Annotated in this window: 11 protein-coding genes, 2 tRNA genes and 3 pseudogenes; 11 read left to right on the forward strand and 5 right to left on the reverse strand. The window is 38.4% G+C overall.

The window, feature by feature from the left end; genetic code table 11:
- Window positions 1-2: 2 nt before the first annotated feature.
- The 4 genes from CFY87_RS08515 to xylF form a co-directional block, all read right to left on the reverse strand.
- Window positions 3-1,163: a XylR family transcriptional regulator gene (locus CFY87_RS08515; RefSeq protein WP_094946769.1), complete on the reverse strand. Its 1,161-nt coding sequence runs from the start codon at window positions 1,161-1,163 to the stop codon at window positions 3-5.
- A gap of 194 nt (window positions 1,164-1,357) precedes the next feature.
- Complete coding sequence (locus CFY87_RS08520) at window positions 1,358-2,485, reverse strand: sugar ABC transporter permease (protein WP_094946770.1); 1,128 nt, start codon at window positions 2,483-2,485, stop codon at window positions 1,358-1,360.
- A gap of 3 nt (window positions 2,486-2,488) precedes the next feature.
- A complete protein-coding gene (gene xylG, locus CFY87_RS08525) occupies window positions 2,489-4,003 on the reverse strand; it encodes a D-xylose ABC transporter ATP-binding protein (protein ID WP_094946771.1) in 1,515 nt (504 codons plus the stop codon).
- A 62-nt stretch (window positions 4,004-4,065) separates the two neighbouring features.
- Window positions 4,066-5,070: a D-xylose ABC transporter substrate-binding protein gene (xylF, locus tag CFY87_RS08530; RefSeq protein ID WP_094946772.1), complete on the reverse strand. Its 1,005-nt coding sequence runs from the start codon at window positions 5,068-5,070 to the stop codon at window positions 4,066-4,068.
- A 249-nt stretch (window positions 5,071-5,319) separates the two neighbouring features.
- Here xylF and xylA point away from each other — a divergent pair, with 249 nt between their 5' ends.
- On the forward strand, window positions 5,320-6,633 hold the full coding sequence (gene xylA, locus CFY87_RS08535) for a xylose isomerase (RefSeq protein WP_094946773.1): 1,314 nt from the start codon (window positions 5,320-5,322) through the stop codon (window positions 6,631-6,633).
- Between the two features lie 77 nt (window positions 6,634-6,710).
- On the forward strand, window positions 6,711-8,156 hold the full coding sequence (xylB, locus tag CFY87_RS08540; protein WP_094946774.1) for a xylulokinase: 1,446 nt from the start codon (window positions 6,711-6,713) through the stop codon (window positions 8,154-8,156).
- A 96-nt stretch (window positions 8,157-8,252) separates the two neighbouring features.
- Here the strand turns inward: xylB and CFY87_RS08545 are convergent, their stop codons facing one another.
- On the reverse strand, window positions 8,253-10,700 hold the full coding sequence (locus CFY87_RS08545) for a TonB-dependent receptor (RefSeq protein WP_094946775.1): 2,448 nt from the start codon (window positions 10,698-10,700) through the stop codon (window positions 8,253-8,255).
- Window positions 10,701-11,016: 316 nt separating this feature from the next.
- Between CFY87_RS08545 and gyrB the strand changes: the two are divergent.
- The 9 genes and pseudogenes from gyrB to CFY87_RS08590 form a co-directional block, all read left to right on the forward strand.
- Window positions 11,017-12,795, forward strand: a pseudogene (gene gyrB / locus CFY87_RS08550) (DNA topoisomerase (ATP-hydrolyzing) subunit B); the annotation flags it as partial.
- A 1-nt stretch (window position 12,796) separates the two neighbouring features.
- Window positions 12,797-13,547 (forward strand): annotated as a pseudogene (locus CFY87_RS08555) (FGGY-family carbohydrate kinase); the annotation flags it as partial.
- A 134-nt stretch (window positions 13,548-13,681) separates the two neighbouring features.
- Window positions 13,682-14,806 carry an A/G-specific adenine glycosylase gene (gene mutY, locus CFY87_RS08560; RefSeq protein ID WP_094946776.1) on the forward strand — a complete coding sequence of 375 codons (1,125 nt, stop codon included), beginning with the start codon at window positions 13,682-13,684 and terminating at the stop codon, window positions 14,804-14,806.
- Between the two features lie 2 nt (window positions 14,807-14,808).
- Window positions 14,809-15,084, forward strand: coding sequence for an oxidative damage protection protein (locus CFY87_RS08565; protein ID WP_094946777.1), 276 nt, complete (start codon window positions 14,809-14,811; stop codon window positions 15,082-15,084).
- A 4-nt stretch (window positions 15,085-15,088) separates the two neighbouring features.
- Window positions 15,089-16,162: a membrane-bound lytic murein transglycosylase MltC gene (gene mltC, locus CFY87_RS08570; protein ID WP_094946778.1), complete on the forward strand. Its 1,074-nt coding sequence runs from the start codon at window positions 15,089-15,091 to the stop codon at window positions 16,160-16,162.
- Between the two features lie 183 nt (window positions 16,163-16,345).
- Window positions 16,346-16,421 (forward strand) — tRNA-Phe (locus CFY87_RS08575).
- Window positions 16,422-16,443: 22 nt separating this feature from the next.
- A tRNA-Asn gene (locus tag CFY87_RS08580) sits at window positions 16,444-16,519 on the forward strand.
- Window positions 16,520-16,604: 85 nt separating this feature from the next.
- Window positions 16,605-17,436, forward strand: a pseudogene (locus tag CFY87_RS08585) (ParA family protein).
- Between the two features lie 264 nt (window positions 17,437-17,700).
- Entirely contained in the window at window positions 17,701-18,393 is a 693-nt protein-coding gene (locus tag CFY87_RS08590; protein WP_094946779.1) for an ESPR domain-containing protein, read from the forward strand.
- Window positions 18,394-18,415: the final 22 nt, after the last annotated feature.

Below are 18,415 nucleotides of genomic sequence, written 5' to 3' on the forward strand. Positions count from 1 at the left end.
TTTTATTCGTTATCTCGAAACGCTTTCGGCGTGAGGTTTAATTCTTTTTTGAATACCGCGTAGAAATATTGTAACGACGGGTAGCCGCAAACCTCGGCGATTTCTTGGATTGGCAGATCGGTTAAATGCAATAATTGTTTAGCTCGCGCCAGTTTTTCTTCGTGGATGACTTGATGAATGGTTTTGTGCATTTCTTCTTTGAAGCGTTGTTCCAAATTAGAACGGGAAACGCGCAGATGATCCAATACTTGTTCCGTTTTGATCCCTTGTGTTGCACGGTGGCGGATAAAGTGCATAGCTTGGATAACCAGCGGATCTTGTAAAGAACGATAATCAGTGGAGCGACGCTCTTCAATTTTAAATGGCTGAATTAGCATTGGTTTATTGGAAACCGGTTGATCGAGTAAACGTTTATGCAGCAATTTCGCTGCTTGGTAGCCTATCTGTTTGGTTCCTTGCACCACGGAGGATAGGGATACGCGGGATAAATATTGGATCAATTCTTCATTGTCGATACCGATGATACAAAGTTGATCGGGAACCGCAATTTTTAAGTATTCGCACGCTTGTAATAAATGTCTGGCACGGGCATCGGTTACCGCGATAATACCGGTATGTAGCGGCAAGGTTTTAATCCAGCCACAGAGTTTTTCTTGTGAAGTCTCCCAGTTGTAGGAGTGAATTTTATCGCCTAAGTAAAAAACTGGCTTGTGTTCGTATTTTTCCATTAATTGAATAAAGGCATTCAATCGTTCTACTGACCAATGTTTTTTCTGTGTGGTCGGGTAACCATAAAAAGCAAATTGATCGATGCCTTTTTGTTTAAGATGTAAAAAAGCGTTTTCAATTAAGGCATTATTGTCAGTAGCAACATAGGGGACATTGGGATAATCTTCCGGATTTTGGTAAGAACTGCCCACGCCGATAATTGGGACTTCAATATTTTTGAGCAATTCAACGGTTTCGGGATCGTCGTAATCTGCAATAATACCGTCAATGGATAAGTTTTTAATGGTATCGCTATGGTAGATAAATTCATCTTCCATAAAAATATCCCACGTACATTGAGAGGCTTGGATATATTGCCCAATGCCTTCGATAACGCCGCGGTCGTAAATTTTATTCGCATTAAATAATAAAGCGATTTTAAACCTTTGTTCCATTTGCTTCCTCTCTTTTCTGTCTTACTATAAAAGAAATAGGAAAAGAGGGAAACAGTAAGTTAGTAAAAATATTTTAAATATTGAAAGGATAAAAATAACATAATAATGTTAACTGTTATTTTATAAAAAATAACAAGTAGTCGAATAGTTATAAAATGTTATAGCTTTTCGACCACTTGTTAATTTAGACAGCGTTAAGCTTTTTTCTTACTCATACTATCTGCCCATACCGCAAGAAGTAATATGGCGCCTTTCACAATATATTGCCAAAATGTTGGGACATCAAGCATACTCATTCCGTTATCAAGTAAGGCGATAATAAATGCTCCGATAACGACACCGTAGATAGTACCGATACCACCGGCTAAACTTGCTCCACCAATGACACAAGCGGCGATAGCATCAAGCTCGGCATTTTGTCCTGCTGATGGCGCACCTGCACCTAAACGCGAGCTTAAAATCAATCCTGCAACACCAACGAGTAAACCGTTGATTGCAAAAATCATTAATTTGACTTTTTCTACCGCAATACCTGACAAACGCGCCGCATCAATGTTGCCACCAATTGCATAGATATGGCGACCAAAGGCGGTTTTACGTGCAATAAATGTGCCGGCAATGGTAAGTAGAGCAAGTAATAAGACAGGGAATGGTACGCCACGGTAATTGTTTAATAAGTAAATCGTCCCTAATACTGCAATGGCGACTAAACCATATTTAGTTGTTTCTCTGCCTGCTGTTGGTACATTTAAATTTAGGTTTTGTCGAGCCTTGCGTTGGTAACTCCCCCAAGCAATGAAGCAGAACATTCCTATAGTACCCAATACCATTCCAATGATGTCTGAAAGATAGCCTTGACCAATGAATGTCATATCTTGGCTGATTGGAGAAACAGTTGTACCGTTTGTTAAGCCAATTAACACGCCACGGAAAGCAAGCATACCGGCAAGAGTAACGATAAATGATGGAACTTTTTGATAAGCCACCCACCACCCATTCCAACCACCAATAATTAAGCCTAACATTAGGGTGACAATAATAGTAAGAGATAATGGCCAGCCCCACCAAACGTTAGTAATTGCGGCAAAACCACCGAGTAAGCCCATCATTGAACCTACCGATAGGTCAATTTCGGCGGAGATAATTACAAACACCATACCAATTGCCAAAATCCCTGTAATAGAAGTTTGACGTAATAAGTTAGAGATATTTCTCGCACTTAAATAAGCGCCGTCTGTGGCAAAAGAGAAGAATGCCATAATCACAACAATGGCAATCAACATAATATAAATTTGTAAATTGATCGATTTAAAGTTGTTCATGAGTTACTCCTTAAGGGCGGCTTCCATCACTTGTTCTTGAGTTAAATTATTATTGATTAAATCAGCTTTGATTTTACCTTGATGCATCACAAGTACTCGGTCGCTAATCCCCAATACTTCAGGTAGTTCTGATGAAATCACAATTACCCCCATTCCTTGTTGAGCAAGTTGATTGATGAGTTTATAAATCTCATATTTTGCTCCTACATCTATACCTCGAGTTGGTTCATCTAAAATGAGAATTTTTGGATTGAGCAATAAATATTTGGCAAGAATTGCTTTTTGTTGGTTACCTCCGCTTAAACGTCCGATAGCAAGTTCAGAGGAAGAGGTTTTTACTGTCAATTTAGCGATAGATTGATTAATAATAGTTTCTTCTAGCGGTTCATTAATCACTTTTTTACCGAAACAGAACTTGGGTAAGGCGGCAAGTGTAATGTTTTTTCCTACGCTCATAATCGGCACAATACCGTGTTTTTTACGATCTTCAGGTACCATCACGATATTTTGTGTAATGGCTTGTGCACAATTTTTGATTTGCACTTTTTGCCCTTCCACATAAATATCGCCTTGATATTTACCAAGATAAGAACCAAAAATACATTGGACCATTTCCGTACGACCTGAACCAACAAGCCCTGCTACGCCAAGAATTTCACCGTGTTTCAGCGAAAATTTGGCATTATCTACTCGCTTGATATGTGTATTTGTCGGATGCCAAGCAATTAGATTTTCTACACGCAAAATTTCTTTGCCAATTTCGTGAGGTTCCTGTGGATAAAGAGAGGTGATTTCACGCCCTACCATCATCGTGATGATGTCATCTTCACTTATTTCTTTTGCAAAACGTGTGCCAATATATTCTCCATCTCGAATCACGCAGATGTTGTCAGAAATGGCTTTTACTTCGTTAAGTTTGTGGGAAATATAAACACAAGCAATGTTATGTGCTTGTAACTCTTTGATGAGGTTAAGTAAAACAGCAGTTTCTTTTTCGGTTAATGACGCTGTAGGTTCGTCTAAAATTAATAACCGCACTTGCTTATTTAAGGCTTTTGCAATTTCTACCAATTGTTGTTGCCCTAAACCTAATTCGGATATTTTCGTATTAGGATCAATATTAAGCTGTACCTGTTTCAGTAAGGTTTGGCAGCGTAGATACATTTCATTATCGTTAGTTATTCCGTAATTTTTTATTTCATTGCCTAAAAACATATTTTCAAGCACGGTCATATTTTTCACGAGCGTTAATTCTTGGTGGATAATTGAAATTCCTTTTTCTTCCGTATCCTTGATATTTTTTGCAATGAGTTTTTCGCCCGCAAAGTAAATTTCACCCTTATAATCGCCATGAGGATAAATACCACAAAGCACTTTCATCAGTGTTGATTTACCTGAACCATTCTCACCACAAAGGGAAAGTATTTCGCCAGGTTCTAATGAAATAGAAATATTATTCAGGGCGACCACCTCACCAAATTTTTTAGTGATATTCTTCATTTCTAATAATTGAGCCATAATCCTTTCCTCTCGTCGTTAAAAAGTGCGGTATTGCTACCGCACAGGATTTTTTTAGCTAATTACTTGCCATAAACTGCTTCTTTAGTATGGAAACCGTCTTTAATCACTGTGTCCTCAATATTCTCTTTGGTAACTACAACCGGCTCTAAAAGATACGCAGAAACATTTTTTATCCCATTATTTAAGATTGCATTTGATTCCACTTTTTCATCTTTACCAAGTGCTACGGAAATTTCCGCGGCTTTATCGGCAAGGTTAGTAATTGGTTTGTAAATAGTCATCGTTTGTGAACCGTCAACAATACGTTTGATTGCAGCTAAATCGGCATCTTGCCCGGAAATAGCCACTTTCCCAGCCAATCCTTGAGCTTGTAATGCTTGAATTGCACCGCCGGCGGTAGCGTCGTTTGAAGCTACAACCGCGTCAATATTATTTTTATTTGCCGTTAAGGCATTTTCCATAATCTGTAACGCCTTTTCTGCTAACCAAGAGTCCACCCATTGGTCACCAACTACTTTTACTTTTCCACGATCAATATGTGGTTGCAGTACTTTCATTTGACCTTTACGGAATAATTTTGCGTTGTTATCCACAGGTGAACCGCCCATTAAGAAATAATTACCCTCCGGTTTTTGTTCAATAATCGCTTGGGCTTGTAATTCACCGACTTTTTCATTATCAAATGAAACATAGAAATCAATATCAGCATTATTGATTAAGCGGTCGTAGGCTAATACTTTTACCCCTTCTTTTTTCGCTTCTGAAATCACATTACTTAATACTTCACCATTAAATGGAATAATGACCAACACATCAATATCTTTATTTAACATATTCTCAATTTGCGAAATTTGTGCAGTCGCGTCGCCATTGGCGGATTGAACAAATACTTCCGCTCCCAGAGATTCCGCTTTTTTAACGAAAATATCACGGTCTTTTTGCCAACGTTCCAAACGTAAATCATCAATAGACATACCTATTTTAAGATCTTTTGCAACAGCAGATTGCCCAAAAACCAGTAACGTCGCTGCTGCAACTGCTAATAAGGTTGATTTGATTTCCATAGTTCACCTCAAGTAATTTAGTAAAGATTATTGAGCGCTAACCTCTTGCTCGCTTCAGAGTTTGCGTTCCTTGATTAAATAGTTCAATTACTGGATTTCATAATGACATTACGTTTTTTCACTTTTGTGATCTGATACACATTAACTAATAATCTAAATTGAAAAACGAAATATCGTAATTGAAGGCATTTCTAGTTTTCGTCATTATGCAATAGATTTCAGTATTTACTACTTAGAGGAGAATGAACTATGTCTAACTATTTCAACAAAATAGGAAAAGTACAATATGAAGGTATAAATTCAACCAATCCGTTTGCCTTTAAACATTACAATCCACAAGAAGTGATTTTAGGTAAAACTATGGAAGAGCATCTACGTTTAGCAGTATGTTATTGGCATACTTTTTGTTGGGAAGGGAATGATATGTTTGGGGTTGGGTCGCTTAATCGTAGCTGGCAAAAAATATCTAATCCATTAGATGCAGCAAAACAAAAAGCGGATATTGCCTTTGAATTTTTGCAAAAATTAGGCGTGCCATATTATTGTTTCCATGATGTAGATATCGCTCCAGAAGGGAATTCTTACGTAGAATATATGAAAAATTTTAATACAATTGTGGATCTTTTAGCACAAAAACAAGCGGAAACTGGCGTAAAATTGTTATGGGGAACCGCGAACTGCTTTAGTAATCCGCGTTATATGTCAGGTGCGGCGACTAACCCAAATCCTGAAATTTTTGCGCGAGCAGCGGCTCAAGTGTTTAATGCGATGAATGCAACCAAACGTTTAGGTGGGGAAAATTATGTGCTTTGGGGCGGACGTGAAGGTTATGAAACTTTACTTAATACGGATTTACGTCGTGAACGCGAGCAAATTGGTCGTTTTATGCAAATGGTAGTGGAACACAAACACAAAATCGGTTTTAAAGGTACGTTGTTGATCGAACCAAAACCACAAGAACCAACTAAACATCAATATGATTACGACGTAGCGACTGTTTATGGTTTCTTAAAACAATTTGGTTTAGAAAAAGAAATTAAAGTAAATATTGAGGCTAATCACGCAACATTAGCAGGTCATACTTTCCAACATGAAGTTGCAACTGCTGCCGCACTTGATATTTTGGGTTCTATTGATGCAAACCGTGGCGATCCGCAATTAGGTTGGGATACTGACCAATTCCCGAATAGTGTAGAAGAAAATACGCTTGTACTTTATGAAATTTTAAAAGCTGGTGGCTTTACAACTGGCGGTTTCAACTTTGATGCAAAAGTCCGTCGTCAAAGCACCGATCCTTATGATCTTTTCCACGGTCATATTGGAGCCATTGATGTACTTGCGTTGTCATTAAAACGTGCCGCGAAATTACTTGAAGATAAAACTTTAGAGAAGATCGTTGAACAGCGTTATGCAGGCTGGAGTAGTGAATTAGGTCAACAAATTTTAAGCGGTCAATCATCACTTGAAGCGTTGGCAAAAGTGGCGGAAAATTTAGATCCGCAACCGGTTTCAGGACAACAAGAATATCTTGAAAATATTGTCAATCATTATATCTATCTTTAATCTTAAAAGTGCGGTGAGAATTTTTAAAGTTTTGACCGCACTTTTAGCTATCAGGATCGGTGTAATAAGGAGCCTTTATGTATATTGGAATTGATTTAGGCACATCTAGCGTCAAAGCGATTTTGCTGGATGAGGAGCAACATATTCTTGCCACCGCAAGCCACGCGCTTACTATTTCTCGTCCGCAGCCGCTTTGGTCGGAACAACATCCGCAAGACTGGTGGCAGGCGACCAATCTTGCCATGTTGGAGTTGGCAAATCAACAAGATCTTAGCCGAGTAAAAGCGATCGGGTTAACCGGACAAATGCATGGCGCCACTTTGCTGGATAGCGCAGATCAAGTCTTGTCGCCCGCGATTTTATGGAATGACGGACGCAGTTTTGCCGAATGCGCCGAGTTGGAACAATTGGTACCAACCGGTCGCGAAATTACCGGAAATCTGATGATGCCGGGCTTTACTGCTCCGAAATTAAAATGGGTGGCGAAACACCAACCTCGCCTTGCCGACCAAGTGGCGAAAGTGCTGCTACCCAAAGATTATTTACGTTTATTGATGACCGGCGAATATGCCTCCGATATGTCGGATGCGTCCGGAACCATGTGGCTGGATGTCGGCAAGCGGGATTGGAACCAAGATTTACTCCATGCTTGCGGGCTGGATATCGATAATATGCCACAACTGTTTGAAGGCAATCAAATCACCGGTTATTTGCGTAAAAGTTTGGCGCAACAATGGAAAATGAAAGAAGTGCCGGTAGTGGCGGGCGGGGGCGATAATGCAGCTGGTGCCATTGGCGTCGGATTATATCAAAGCGGGCAGGCAATGCTGTCGCTCGGCACTTCCGGCGTGTATTTTGTAGTCACTGATAAATTTACTGCTAATCCCAAAAAAGCGGTACATAGTTTTTGCCATGCATTACCAGATCGTTGGCATTTGATGTCCGTGATTTTAAGTGCTGCTTCAGCAGTAGATTGGGTAAAAAAAGTAACTGGCATAGGTGATATTCAAACACTATTCCGTCAAGCGGAACAAAGTGCGGTTAATTCTGAAGCGATTTTTTTACCTTATCTGTCTGGAGAAAGAACCCCACATAACGATCCTTATGCTAAAGGCGTGTTTTGGGGATTAACTCATAATGATGATCAAGCAAGTATTGCGAAAGCTGTAATTGAGGGAGTAAGTTTTGCCTTAGCTGACGGAATCGAAGTACTACACCAAACTGGTGTAGTAGCAAATAATATTTCATTAATTGGAGGTGGAGCAAAAAGCACTTATTGGTGTCAATTGTTGGCAGATATAAGTGGCAAAACGCTTGAATACCGCACTGGTGGCAATGTCGGTCCAGCATTGGGTGCAGCAAAACTAGCACAAATTGCACTCAATCCAAAACAAGATATAGCACAGTTTTGTCAGCCCTTACCATTAGTGGCTGTTTACCAACCTCACCAAGAAAAATATAAAGAATACCAACAAAAACATGAAAAATTTACTAGGTTATACTATCAACTAAGTGATTTTTAATTACACATAGTAAAAAGAAATTCTTGCTGACTTTCCCCACAATAGATAAAAGAGAGGTGCATTTTAAAAATTCACACCGCTCTTTTTTATAGCAATCTAAAAATGAATATTCATTCCTACGGTAATATTACGCCCCATCTGTGGCACAAAAGGTAAAAACGAAGCATGAGAATACACTTTCTCATTTAACAAATTATTACCCTGAATAAAAATTTGATAATCAATATTATTGACTGTCTTATTATATTCAAGATTCATATTTACCATATTATATCCATCTGTTGGGTATTCTGTTATTATCCATTCAAAATTCCCATTCTTATCAGTAATAATTGACCCATCTGTATTCTGTTTTTTTCTTGGAGCTGTTACTTTATCTTGTTTGAAAACATGAATATATTCTACAGAAGCAAGAATATTATCGGTAAATTGAATATTTGTACGTAATCCTAACCGTGCAGGAGGCACTCTTGGAGCATTCTGATTTGGCTGAGACTCAGCGATTCCTCCACCGAAAGCTCCCTTGCTGTGATAAAAATCTGGTAAATTAGACAATTTACCTCTGATATAATCTCCAAAAATTCCCACAGAAAATTCAGGAGTCACACTGTAATCAATTTGTCCTTCTACGCCATAATATTTAGCTTTTGATTGGGTATAACGATTCAGTGATAAATTTCCTTCTCTATTTAAAGTTTGGCTAAAAATATGATTATCGAAATCATTGTAATATAAACTCGCCTTGTAGCTTAACTTATCTCCTTCATATGAGATACCCATTTCAAAATTATCTGAAACTTCTTTTTTTAGATCTTTGTTACCATATTCAAATGAATTCGTTGCAATATGATTACCATGATAGTAAAGCTCCATTGGTGTTGGATGTCGCTCATTATGAGAATAAGATAAATTAAGCATATATTCTGAAGAGACATTCCAACTTATTGATAATGCATAGGAATTGGCTCTATCATGATAACCACTTAAATCAGGTAACGGTAAATCTCCTATTCTAATTTTTTTCAACGCTTCAACATCATAGTCTATTTTGATTTTCTGTTCTTCTGTTCTCGCCCCTAACTCAAATAAAAAATCTTTATAACGTAATTGTTCTACAGCAAAAAAACTTAACTGAGTATTTTTATTCTCAATTAGAGCCCATCCACCAACGCGATCTCCTTCCGTAATTTTGGTAGAGTCAAATGGTTTTTCTTTTGGACACACTTCTCCATAAGGGCAATATTTTCTCCGCTTAGGTGGTAAACGAGGAATATTCGCACTCATTATTTGCGATTGATATTGCACGCCCCAAACACCAGTCAAATTAGCAATTGGCGTATGAAAAAATTCAGTACGAAAGTTATAACCATCATTTTTAAACAAATTAACTGGAACGTGACCATCTGATTCATCATGTTTATAATCCGTTGTAGAATAACTCAACTTAATTTTGTCTAATCCTTTAACTACTTGATTCAATTCTGCTTTTACATCATATCGTTTTGATTGAGAATTCACAGTAGGGCCACCTAAACTTGGGTCATGGTCATGCCCATAAGGATGATCAGGACTATGATCGTGATTGTGACCATCATGTGCATGACTACTTCCACAGTGAAAATGAGGGTTATCCAGATCTTTATCCGAAATTAAATGTTTATAAAGTAATAAATAATAATTTTTATCTGTTCTCAAAGGTAAACCATACACATGTCCCGCACAACCATCCCATTCGTGATTATGTCCTGGAATACCATAAGATTCACGACGCTCATTATAAGAAGCCCCGATATACCCATTTTTACCAATAAAAGAAACGCCATAATTACCTGATTTAGTTCTATTGTAAGTATCTGGTACATAGTCTAATACTTTACTTAAATTGAATGATGGCACATGATAATTGTCTGAACGACGAACTAATCCTTCAAACCGTAACGCAATATTCTTCCCAACACTACCCGTTATACCTGCCGTGCCAAGTTTTTCATTACTATTGTTATTGTACCGCCAATTTAAATCTACATCATACCCCTTTTCAGGAATCGAAGTTGGAATACGATTATCAATTACATTGACTACTCCAGCGGGTGAAGCATTGGCATAAAGCAAAGTTGAAGCACCACGTACAATTTCTACTTGCTGTGAAAGTAAAGTATCAACACCTATTGCATGATCAGGAGAAATCTGCGACATATCCACTACATCTGATCCATTTTGCAAAACTTTCAACCGCACTCCTTCTTGCCCACGAATTACAGGTGCTGATGCACCTCCACCAAACTGGCTACTATGCACACCTAATTCACCATTTAAAGCGTTCCCTAGCGTACTGGAACGAGCCTTTAACTTTTGTTTATTTACGACAATATCATTAAATTTAGGTGCACCTGAAAGAGGATCTGAACTAAACGTAAAGGGAGTGCTTTCCACTTTAATTTCATCAAGTTGAAAAACATCAACTTGTTCATGATCTTGATGAGCTAATACTAAAGTTACTGAAAAAAGTCCTGTTAAAAAAACAGGAATTGAGCTGAGTTTCATAAAAATCCATAAAAATTATGCAAGTAAAGAATAAAATAGAAATAATTTGAACTTTGATAAAAGTTTAAATAACTTATGTTTAGTTTCAGATTATTTCTACTGCTATATTACACAACTTATTTCTCAGTGAAAAATAAGTAAAACCTAGGTGCTAAATAATACGTATAAATTAAAAAAGTAAACAAATTTATATTTAATTTGATAGAAATTTCACAAATTCGTTAAATAAAAAAAAAAAAAAATTAGCTAATTTTTATAAAAAATAGAGAAAATTTATGTCAAATGAAACTCCTGAAATTTTTATGGTGCAGACAGTATTAAAGTATTAAAAGGACTTGATGCTGTACGTAAACGTCCTGGAATGTATATCGGTGATACTGATGATGGCACAGGATTGCACCATATGGTATTTGAAGTAGTAGATAACGCAATTGATGAATCCCTAGCTGGTTTTTGTAAAGATATTATCGTAACTATTCACACTGATAATTCTATTTCAGTACAAGATGATGGGAGAGGAATCCCTGTAGACATTCATCCTGAAGAAGGCGTTTCAGCAGCTGAAGTCATTATGACTGTACTACACGCTGGAGGAAAGTTTGATGATAACTCTTATAAAGTTTCGGGCGGTTTGCATGGCGTCGGCGTATCAGTAGTGAATGCTTTATCTGATAAATTACAATTAACTATTCGCCGTCAAGGACATGTTTATGAACAATTTTACCATTTAGGTGATCCTGTTGCCCCTCTCGCTGAGGTTGGCAATACTGAGCAAACTGGAACGTGTGTCCATTTTTGGCCAAGTCCTACCATTTTTAAAAATATTCAATTTGAATACAATATATTAGCTAATCGCCTACGTGAGTTATCTTTTTTAAATTCTGGTGTTTCTATTAAATTGATTGATAAACGAAACGATAGAGAAGACCACTTCCACTATGAAGGTGGTATTCAAGCGTTCGTTGAATATTTAAATAAAAACAAAAATCCAATTCATCAAAAAACTTTTTATTTTTCCATAGAAAAAGACAATATCGGCGTAGAAGTCGCATTACAATGGAATGAAGGGTATCAAGCAGAAAATATCCATTGTTTTACTAATAACATTCGCCAACGTGATGGTGGAACTCACTTAGCAGGGTTTCGCAGTGCATTAACACGCACGCTAAACAACTATATGGAAAAAGAAGGACTAAATAAAAAAGGTAAAAGTGACAAAGATCGCGTAGAAACTTCAGGTGATGATGCAAGAGAGGGGTTAGTCGCGATAGTATCAGTTAAGGTCCCCGATCCAAAATTTTCCTCGCAGACTAAAGATAAATTAGTCTCTTCAGAAGTAAAAAGTGCGGTTGAATCTGCGATGAGTGAACGGCTACAAGAATATTTGGAAGAAAATCCGCAAGATGCCAAAATTATTGCAGCCAAAATTGTAGAGGCTGCTCGAGCTAGAGAAGCAGCTCGGAAAGCTCGTGAAATGACTCGAAGAAAAGGTGCATTAGATATTGCGGGGTTGCCAGGCAAATTAGCCGATTGCCAAGAACGCGATCCCGCACTATCTGAGCTTTATTTGGTGGAGGGTGATTCTGCAGGGGGATCTGCAAAGCAAGGTCGTAATCGCAAAAATCAAGTGATTTTGCCATTGAAAGGAAAAATACTCAATGTCGAAAAAGCTCGCTTTGATAAAATGCTTTCTTCCGCTGAAGTAGGGACTTTAATTACAGCTCTTGGTTGCGGTATTGGACGTGATGAATATAACCCAGATAAATTGCGTTATCATAGCATTATTATTATGACCGATGCTGATGTAGATGGTGCCCATATCAGCACTTTACTATTAACTTTTTTCTATCGCCAAATGCCTGAATTAATTGAGCGTGGACATATTTACATTGCTCAGCCCCCACTCTACAAAGTTAAAAAAGGCAAAAATGAGCAATATATTAAAGATGATGAGGCTATGGCTCAATTTGAGCTAAATATTACATTAGAAGGCGCTGAATTACACACTAATGAAAATGCTCCAGCAATGAATAGTGCAATGTTAGAAAAATTGATTTCAGAATATAACAATGTGCAAAAAATAATTAGCCATTTATAATGCGGCGGGTGCCATTGGCGTCGGATTATATCAAAGCGGGCAGGCAATGCTGTCGCTCGGCACTTCCGGCGTGTATTTTGTGGTCACCGATAAATTTAGCGCCAATCCGCAAAAAGCGGTGCATAGTTTTTGCCATGCGTTACCCGAGCGTTGGCATTTAATGTCGGTGATTTTAAGTGCCGCGTCGGCGGTAGACTGGGCGAAAAAAGTGACCGGCATAAGGCGATATTCAAACGCTTTTCCAGAGCGTTGCACAAAGCGCGGTCAATTCTGAAGCGATTTTTTTGCCTTATCTTTCCGGCGAAAGAACGCCGTACAACGACCCGCATGCCAAAGGCGTCTTTTGGGGATTGACCCACAATGATGATCAAGCGAGTATGGCAAAAGCAGTGATTGAAGGGGTAAGTTTTGCTTTGGCGGACGGAATTGACGTGTTGCACCAAACCGGCGTGCTCGCCGACAGTATTGCGTTAATCGGCGGCGGTGAGAAAAGCGGTTATTGGCGCCAATTGTTGGCGGATATTAGTGGCAGAACCCTAGAATATCGCACCGGCGGCGATGTCGGTCCGGCATTGGGCGCGGCAAAACTGGCACAAATTGCACTCAATCCAAAACAAGATATAGCACAGTTTTGTCAGCCTTTACCCCTAGAAGCCATATATCAACCAAATTTGCAACGGCATGAATATTATCAACAAAAACGTGAGAGATTTACTAACTTGTACCATCAACTTAGACAATTTTGGTGATTTCACGCTATGTTATAAAAAGAAAAAGTCAGGGGTTTCCTGACTTTTCCACAACAAGCATAGCATCGCCCTCTTGGATATGCTACACTTCTGCCCTATTTTTAACCGCACTTTTCTGACCTTACACGAGTGTTATGCAGGCAAAATCTTCCGTCAATTCCCCTTTCGTAAAAGCGATTTTAACTTGGTATGATAACTTTGGGCGAAAAACCTTACCTTGGCAGCAACAGAAAACCCTGTATGGCGTTTGGTTGTCGGAGGTGATGTTGCAGCAAACTCAAGTGACCACGGTCATTCCCTATTTTGAACGCTTTATCAAAACTTTCCCAACAATTACTGCACTTGCAGATGCGCCGCTGGATGAAGTGTTACATTTGTGGACCGGATTGGGCTATTATGCGCGTGCGCGCAATTTGCATCGGGCAGCACAGGTAGTGCGAGATCAATTTCACGGCGAATTTCCTACGGATTTTCAGGACGTTTGGAATTTGCCTGGCGTTGGGCGCAGTACTGCCGGTGCCATTTTGTCTTCCGTATTGAATCAACCTTATCCGATTTTAGACGGAAATGTGAAACGGGTGTTGACTCGTTATTTTGCAATTATAGGTTGGCCGGGCGAGAAAAAGGTGGAGGATAAACTTTGGCAGCTAAGCGCTGAGGTGACGCCGACGGAAAAGGTGGCGGATTTTAATCAAGCAATGATGGATATTGGTTCGCTGATTTGTACACGCAGCAAGCCGAAATGTTCCCTTTGTCCGATTGCCGAACATTGTCAAGCCGGAATGATGCAAAAACAAACGGAATATCCAAGTAAAAAAGTCAAAAAAAGTTTGCCGGAGCGGGAAAGTTATTTTTTAATTTTAGCCTGCCGGGGCAAGGTCGTATTGGAACAACGACCGCCACAAGGGCTTTGGGGTGGGCTTTATTGCTTTCCGCAATTTACGCAGAAACAAGATTTACTTGAGGCGTTGCAACAACAAGGAATTACCCGTTATGAGGAATGGGTGGCGTTTCGCCATACTTTTAGTCATTTCCATCTCACTATTTATCCGATTTATGCGGAAAGTGAGCGAACTTTTTGCGTGGGAAACCGCTCTAATAAAAGATCTGATGAGAAAAAAATTTCAGAAACAGGGGCAGAATATCAATCATCGGTATTAAGTGCGATCAAATATTGGTATGATCCGCAAAATCCTGATCAAATCGGACTGGCAGCGCCCGTCAAGAACTTATTACTTCAATTTCAAAAAAGGAAATGATTATGGCAAGAACGGTGTTTTGTGAATATCTAAAGCAAGAGGCGGACGGATTGGATTTTCAATTCTATCCTGGCGAATTAGGAAAACGTATTTTTGATCATATTAGTAAACAGGCGTGGGCAGAATGGATGAAAAAACAAACCATGCTGGTGAATGAAAAAAAACTAAATATGATGAATGTCGAACATCGTCAATTATTGGAAAAAGAAATGGTGAATTTTTTGTTTGAAGGCAAAGAGGTTCACATTGAAGGTTATGTTCCACCGACAGAAAAATAATACTATGAAAAAATATTTGATGTTAGTGCTGATTCCTTTTTTGTATGCTTGTAGTAGCTCAGTAAATAAAGGAGTGAATTATGATGAGGCGTTTTCTAAAGATACCCAAGGGTTAGATATCTTAACCGGTCAATTTTCCCATAATATCGATCAAATTTGGGGCGTTAATGAACTCTTGGTCGCAAGTCGAAAAGACTATGTAAAATATACTGATCATTATTATACTCGTAGTCATGTTAGCTTTGATGAGGGAACTATAACCGTAGAAACCCATACCGATACACAGCATTTATATAATGCAATTGTGCATATATTATTAATGGGTTCTGATGCAAAAGGAATTGATTTATTTGCTTCCGGTGATGTGCCGATAAGTTCCCGTCCGTTTTTAGTAGGGCAAGTCATTGATAATCATGGCAAGCAAATTACTAATACCGCTATTGCGGGTAACTTTGCCAATTATCTTATTCAAAATAAATTACGCACTCGACGACTAAGCAATGGAAAAAATGTCATATTTGTAGTCATCCCAATGATCGCTAACCACGTTGCAGTGCGCGCACAAAAATATGTGCCTTATGTGCGTAAATCTGCTAGAAAATATGGCATTGATGAAAGTTTAATTCTTGGTATTATGCAAACGGAATCCAGTTTTAACCCGTATGCGATTAGTTACGCCAATGCCATGGGGTTGATGCAAGTCGTGCCACATACTGCCGGACGCGATGTGTTCCAAATGAAAGGACGCGGTGGACAACCATCGAAAAGTTATTTATTTGATCCGGTTAAAAATATTGATACCGGTGCAGCTTATTTGTGGTTGTTGCAAAATAAATATTTAGATGGCATTACTAACCCAACTTCGAAACGTTTTGCGATAATTTCGGCGTATAACAGCGGTGCCGGCGCGGTATTGCGAGTTTTTGATTCGGATCGTGATGCAGCGATTGCCAAAATCAACCAAATGTATCCTGAACAGGTTTATCGTATATTAACTACCCGACATCCATCTTCCCAAGCGAGAAACTATTTGGTGAAAGTGGATAAAGCACAAAAAAGTTATCGCGTTAGACGATAGGTGAAAATAACTCGCTAAAGGGTAATTTATGTGAAGTAAATTGCCCTTTCTTTTAGCTAAAATTGAATGTTTTCTATTCGCCTTGTTTGTTAAATATGCAAACAAACAAAAAAATACATTTTTTTTCATTTATCTGTTGACTTGAAAGCGAAAAAAACGTTTAATACGCACCACTGATGAGTTGCCTCGATAGCTCAGTCGGTAGAGCAGGGGATTGAAAATCCCCGTGTCGGTGGTTCGATTCCGCCTCGAGGCACCATTCCTTAAGTCGTAAAATCTACTCCTCCTTAGTTCAGTCGGTAGAACGGTGGACTGTTAATCCATATGTCGCTGGTTCAAGTCCAGCAGGAGGAGCCAAATTCGTTGCTTAGTAATGTTACAGAATCATATCTAATTCCTAGTCGATACTTTATTAACAATCATTTTGTTAAGAGAGTATCAAATGAGAAATTCGAACTTATCTAAAAAACCATTCATCATTACCGTTGCCTCAACCAAAGGTGGTTCGGCAAAAAGTACCAATGCGGCGAATATCGGAGCATTTTGTGCAGATCACGGGTTGAAAACCTTACTAATTGATACCGATACGCAACCGACACTCAGTGCCTATTTTTCCTTAGATTATGTTGCTTTTGGTGGTATTCATGAGTTTTTAATTTATCAAGATGTTGAGCCGAGCCATATTATTTCAAAAACCTCCCTACCTAATTTAGACCTCATTCAATCTAATGATCCGACCAATAATGTCAGTCAAATGCTGCGTAATGCACCTGATGGTGCTATTCGTTTTAGTTTTTTGCTAAAAAAATTACGAGGCTATGACCTCATTATTGTAGATACGCGCGGAACAAGAGATATTACCGTAGATATGTCCGTTCTTGCTGCCGATTTATTATTTTGTCCAATTCTGCCTCATATTCTATCTGCCAAAGAATTTATTCGTGGTACGATAGGTATGTATCAGGAGCTTCAGACTTTTGAGGCTTTCGGCTTTAAGCTTCCTCCACTTAAAGCAGTACCAAACTGTGTTGATCATACGAATGATGTCAAATTTGTGCTTGGACAGCTCAAGCAGTTATTTGAGAAAAATCTGAGTAAAGATAAAACACTTTTGGATTTCCATATTCCCGATAAAGTTGCCTACCGTGAAGCGGCTACTTATTCATTATCGTCATAGCAAAGCTGAATATGACATTATTAAATCACTTTGTTTCCTGTTATTACCTCAATTTATCGCTCGATTTGAACAAGTTCAAGGAGGTTCTAATGGGTAAAGAGAAGAACGCTTCACCGGAATTATATTCTGTGGATTTAGAAATTTTTTGTAAAAATGTTAAGAATAAATTGTATTTTTTATAATAGATGAGTTTTATAATTTTGTTTTTTGATGAGGCATGTGCAAGGAATGGCGAAGATAAATGAACTTTTTATGCTACAAATTTTAAGTAATATCCTCTTTCTCTCTTTTCGGCGCTATGACGCGTTTGTAAGAAATCCGATGAATTATTTTTTTTCAATTTCTCAATTTGGTTAATGGAATGAATAAAGTATTTAGAATTGTTTGGAGCGAAGCTCGTCAGGCTTGGTTAGCCGTTTCTGAACTAACAAAAATAAAGGGTAAATCCAAAACTGAACGCCAAGCTCAAGGTTCCAAAAGTGCGGTCATTTTTTCCTCTAAACTTCACTTTTCATATCAAATTATTTTATTAGGTTTGTTTACCGTTGCATTGCCGGCAGAGGCGGCATTTCCAGTAGCGGATGGAATACAAGGAAGTGGGAGTATAGATAAAAATACAGCAGCCATTATAGGGGAAGCAAGTTTTGGTTCAATTTCTAACGGTAGTGATAATGGAAAGATTACGCTTTCACCGGATGAGAAAAAAATTGATATCGATGGTGCGAGAATTACTAATGTCGGCACTCCTTCACAGGAAAGCGATGTTGCTAATAAAAAATATGTAGATGATGTTAATAATGCACTTGATAATAAAGGGATTATCTTTGAAACTAATCTTAATGACACTAAACCAATTAAACTGGGTGAACGCCTGAAAATTGTTGGATTCAGTAAAAATCAAATCACGACGACAACAGCGAGAAATGGGACGATTGAGATTCACGTTAAAACGGTAGGTATTGATATTAATGATGATGGCATGGTCATTCTTGATGAAGAATGGACACGAGTAGGTCAACACTGGAAATTTAGTCGCTGCCAGCGAACTTCTTAACGCAGTCAATATTTCCGGTTTT

It is taken from the genome of Actinobacillus seminis (assembly GCF_002263215.1).
Classification (GTDB): domain Bacteria; phylum Pseudomonadota; class Gammaproteobacteria; order Enterobacterales; family Pasteurellaceae; genus Actinobacillus_B; species Actinobacillus_B seminis.

Coding starts and splice junctions, on each gene's coding strand:
- xylF (WP_094946772.1), bottom strand. CDS start 5,070: ATGGAAATCAAATCAACCTTATTAGCAGTTGCAGCAGCGACGTTACTG.
- xylB (WP_094946774.1), top strand. CDS start 6,711: ATGTATATTGGAATTGATTTAGGCACATCTAGCGTCAAAGCGATTTTG.
- CFY87_RS08545 (WP_094946775.1), bottom strand. CDS start 10,700: ATGAAACTCAGCTCAATTCCTGTTTTTTTAACAGGACTTTTTTCAGTA.
- mltC (WP_094946778.1), top strand. CDS start 15,089: ATGAAAAAATATTTGATGTTAGTGCTGATTCCTTTTTTGTATGCTTGT.
- CFY87_RS08520 (WP_094946770.1), bottom strand. CDS start 2,485: ATGAACAACTTTAAATCGATCAATTTACAAATTTATATTATGTTGATT.
- CFY87_RS08590 (WP_094946779.1), top strand. CDS start 17,701: ATGAATAAAGTATTTAGAATTGTTTGGAGCGAAGCTCGTCAGGCTTGG.
- CFY87_RS08515 (WP_094946769.1), bottom strand. CDS start 1,163: ATGGAACAAAGGTTTAAAATCGCTTTATTATTTAATGCGAATAAAATT.
- CFY87_RS08565 (WP_094946777.1), top strand. CDS start 14,809: ATGGCAAGAACGGTGTTTTGTGAATATCTAAAGCAAGAGGCGGACGGA.
- xylA (WP_094946773.1), top strand. CDS start 5,320: ATGTCTAACTATTTCAACAAAATAGGAAAAGTACAATATGAAGGTATA.
- xylG (WP_094946771.1), bottom strand. CDS start 4,003: ATGGCTCAATTATTAGAAATGAAGAATATCACTAAAAAATTTGGTGAG.
- mutY (WP_094946776.1), top strand. CDS start 13,682: ATGCAGGCAAAATCTTCCGTCAATTCCCCTTTCGTAAAAGCGATTTTA.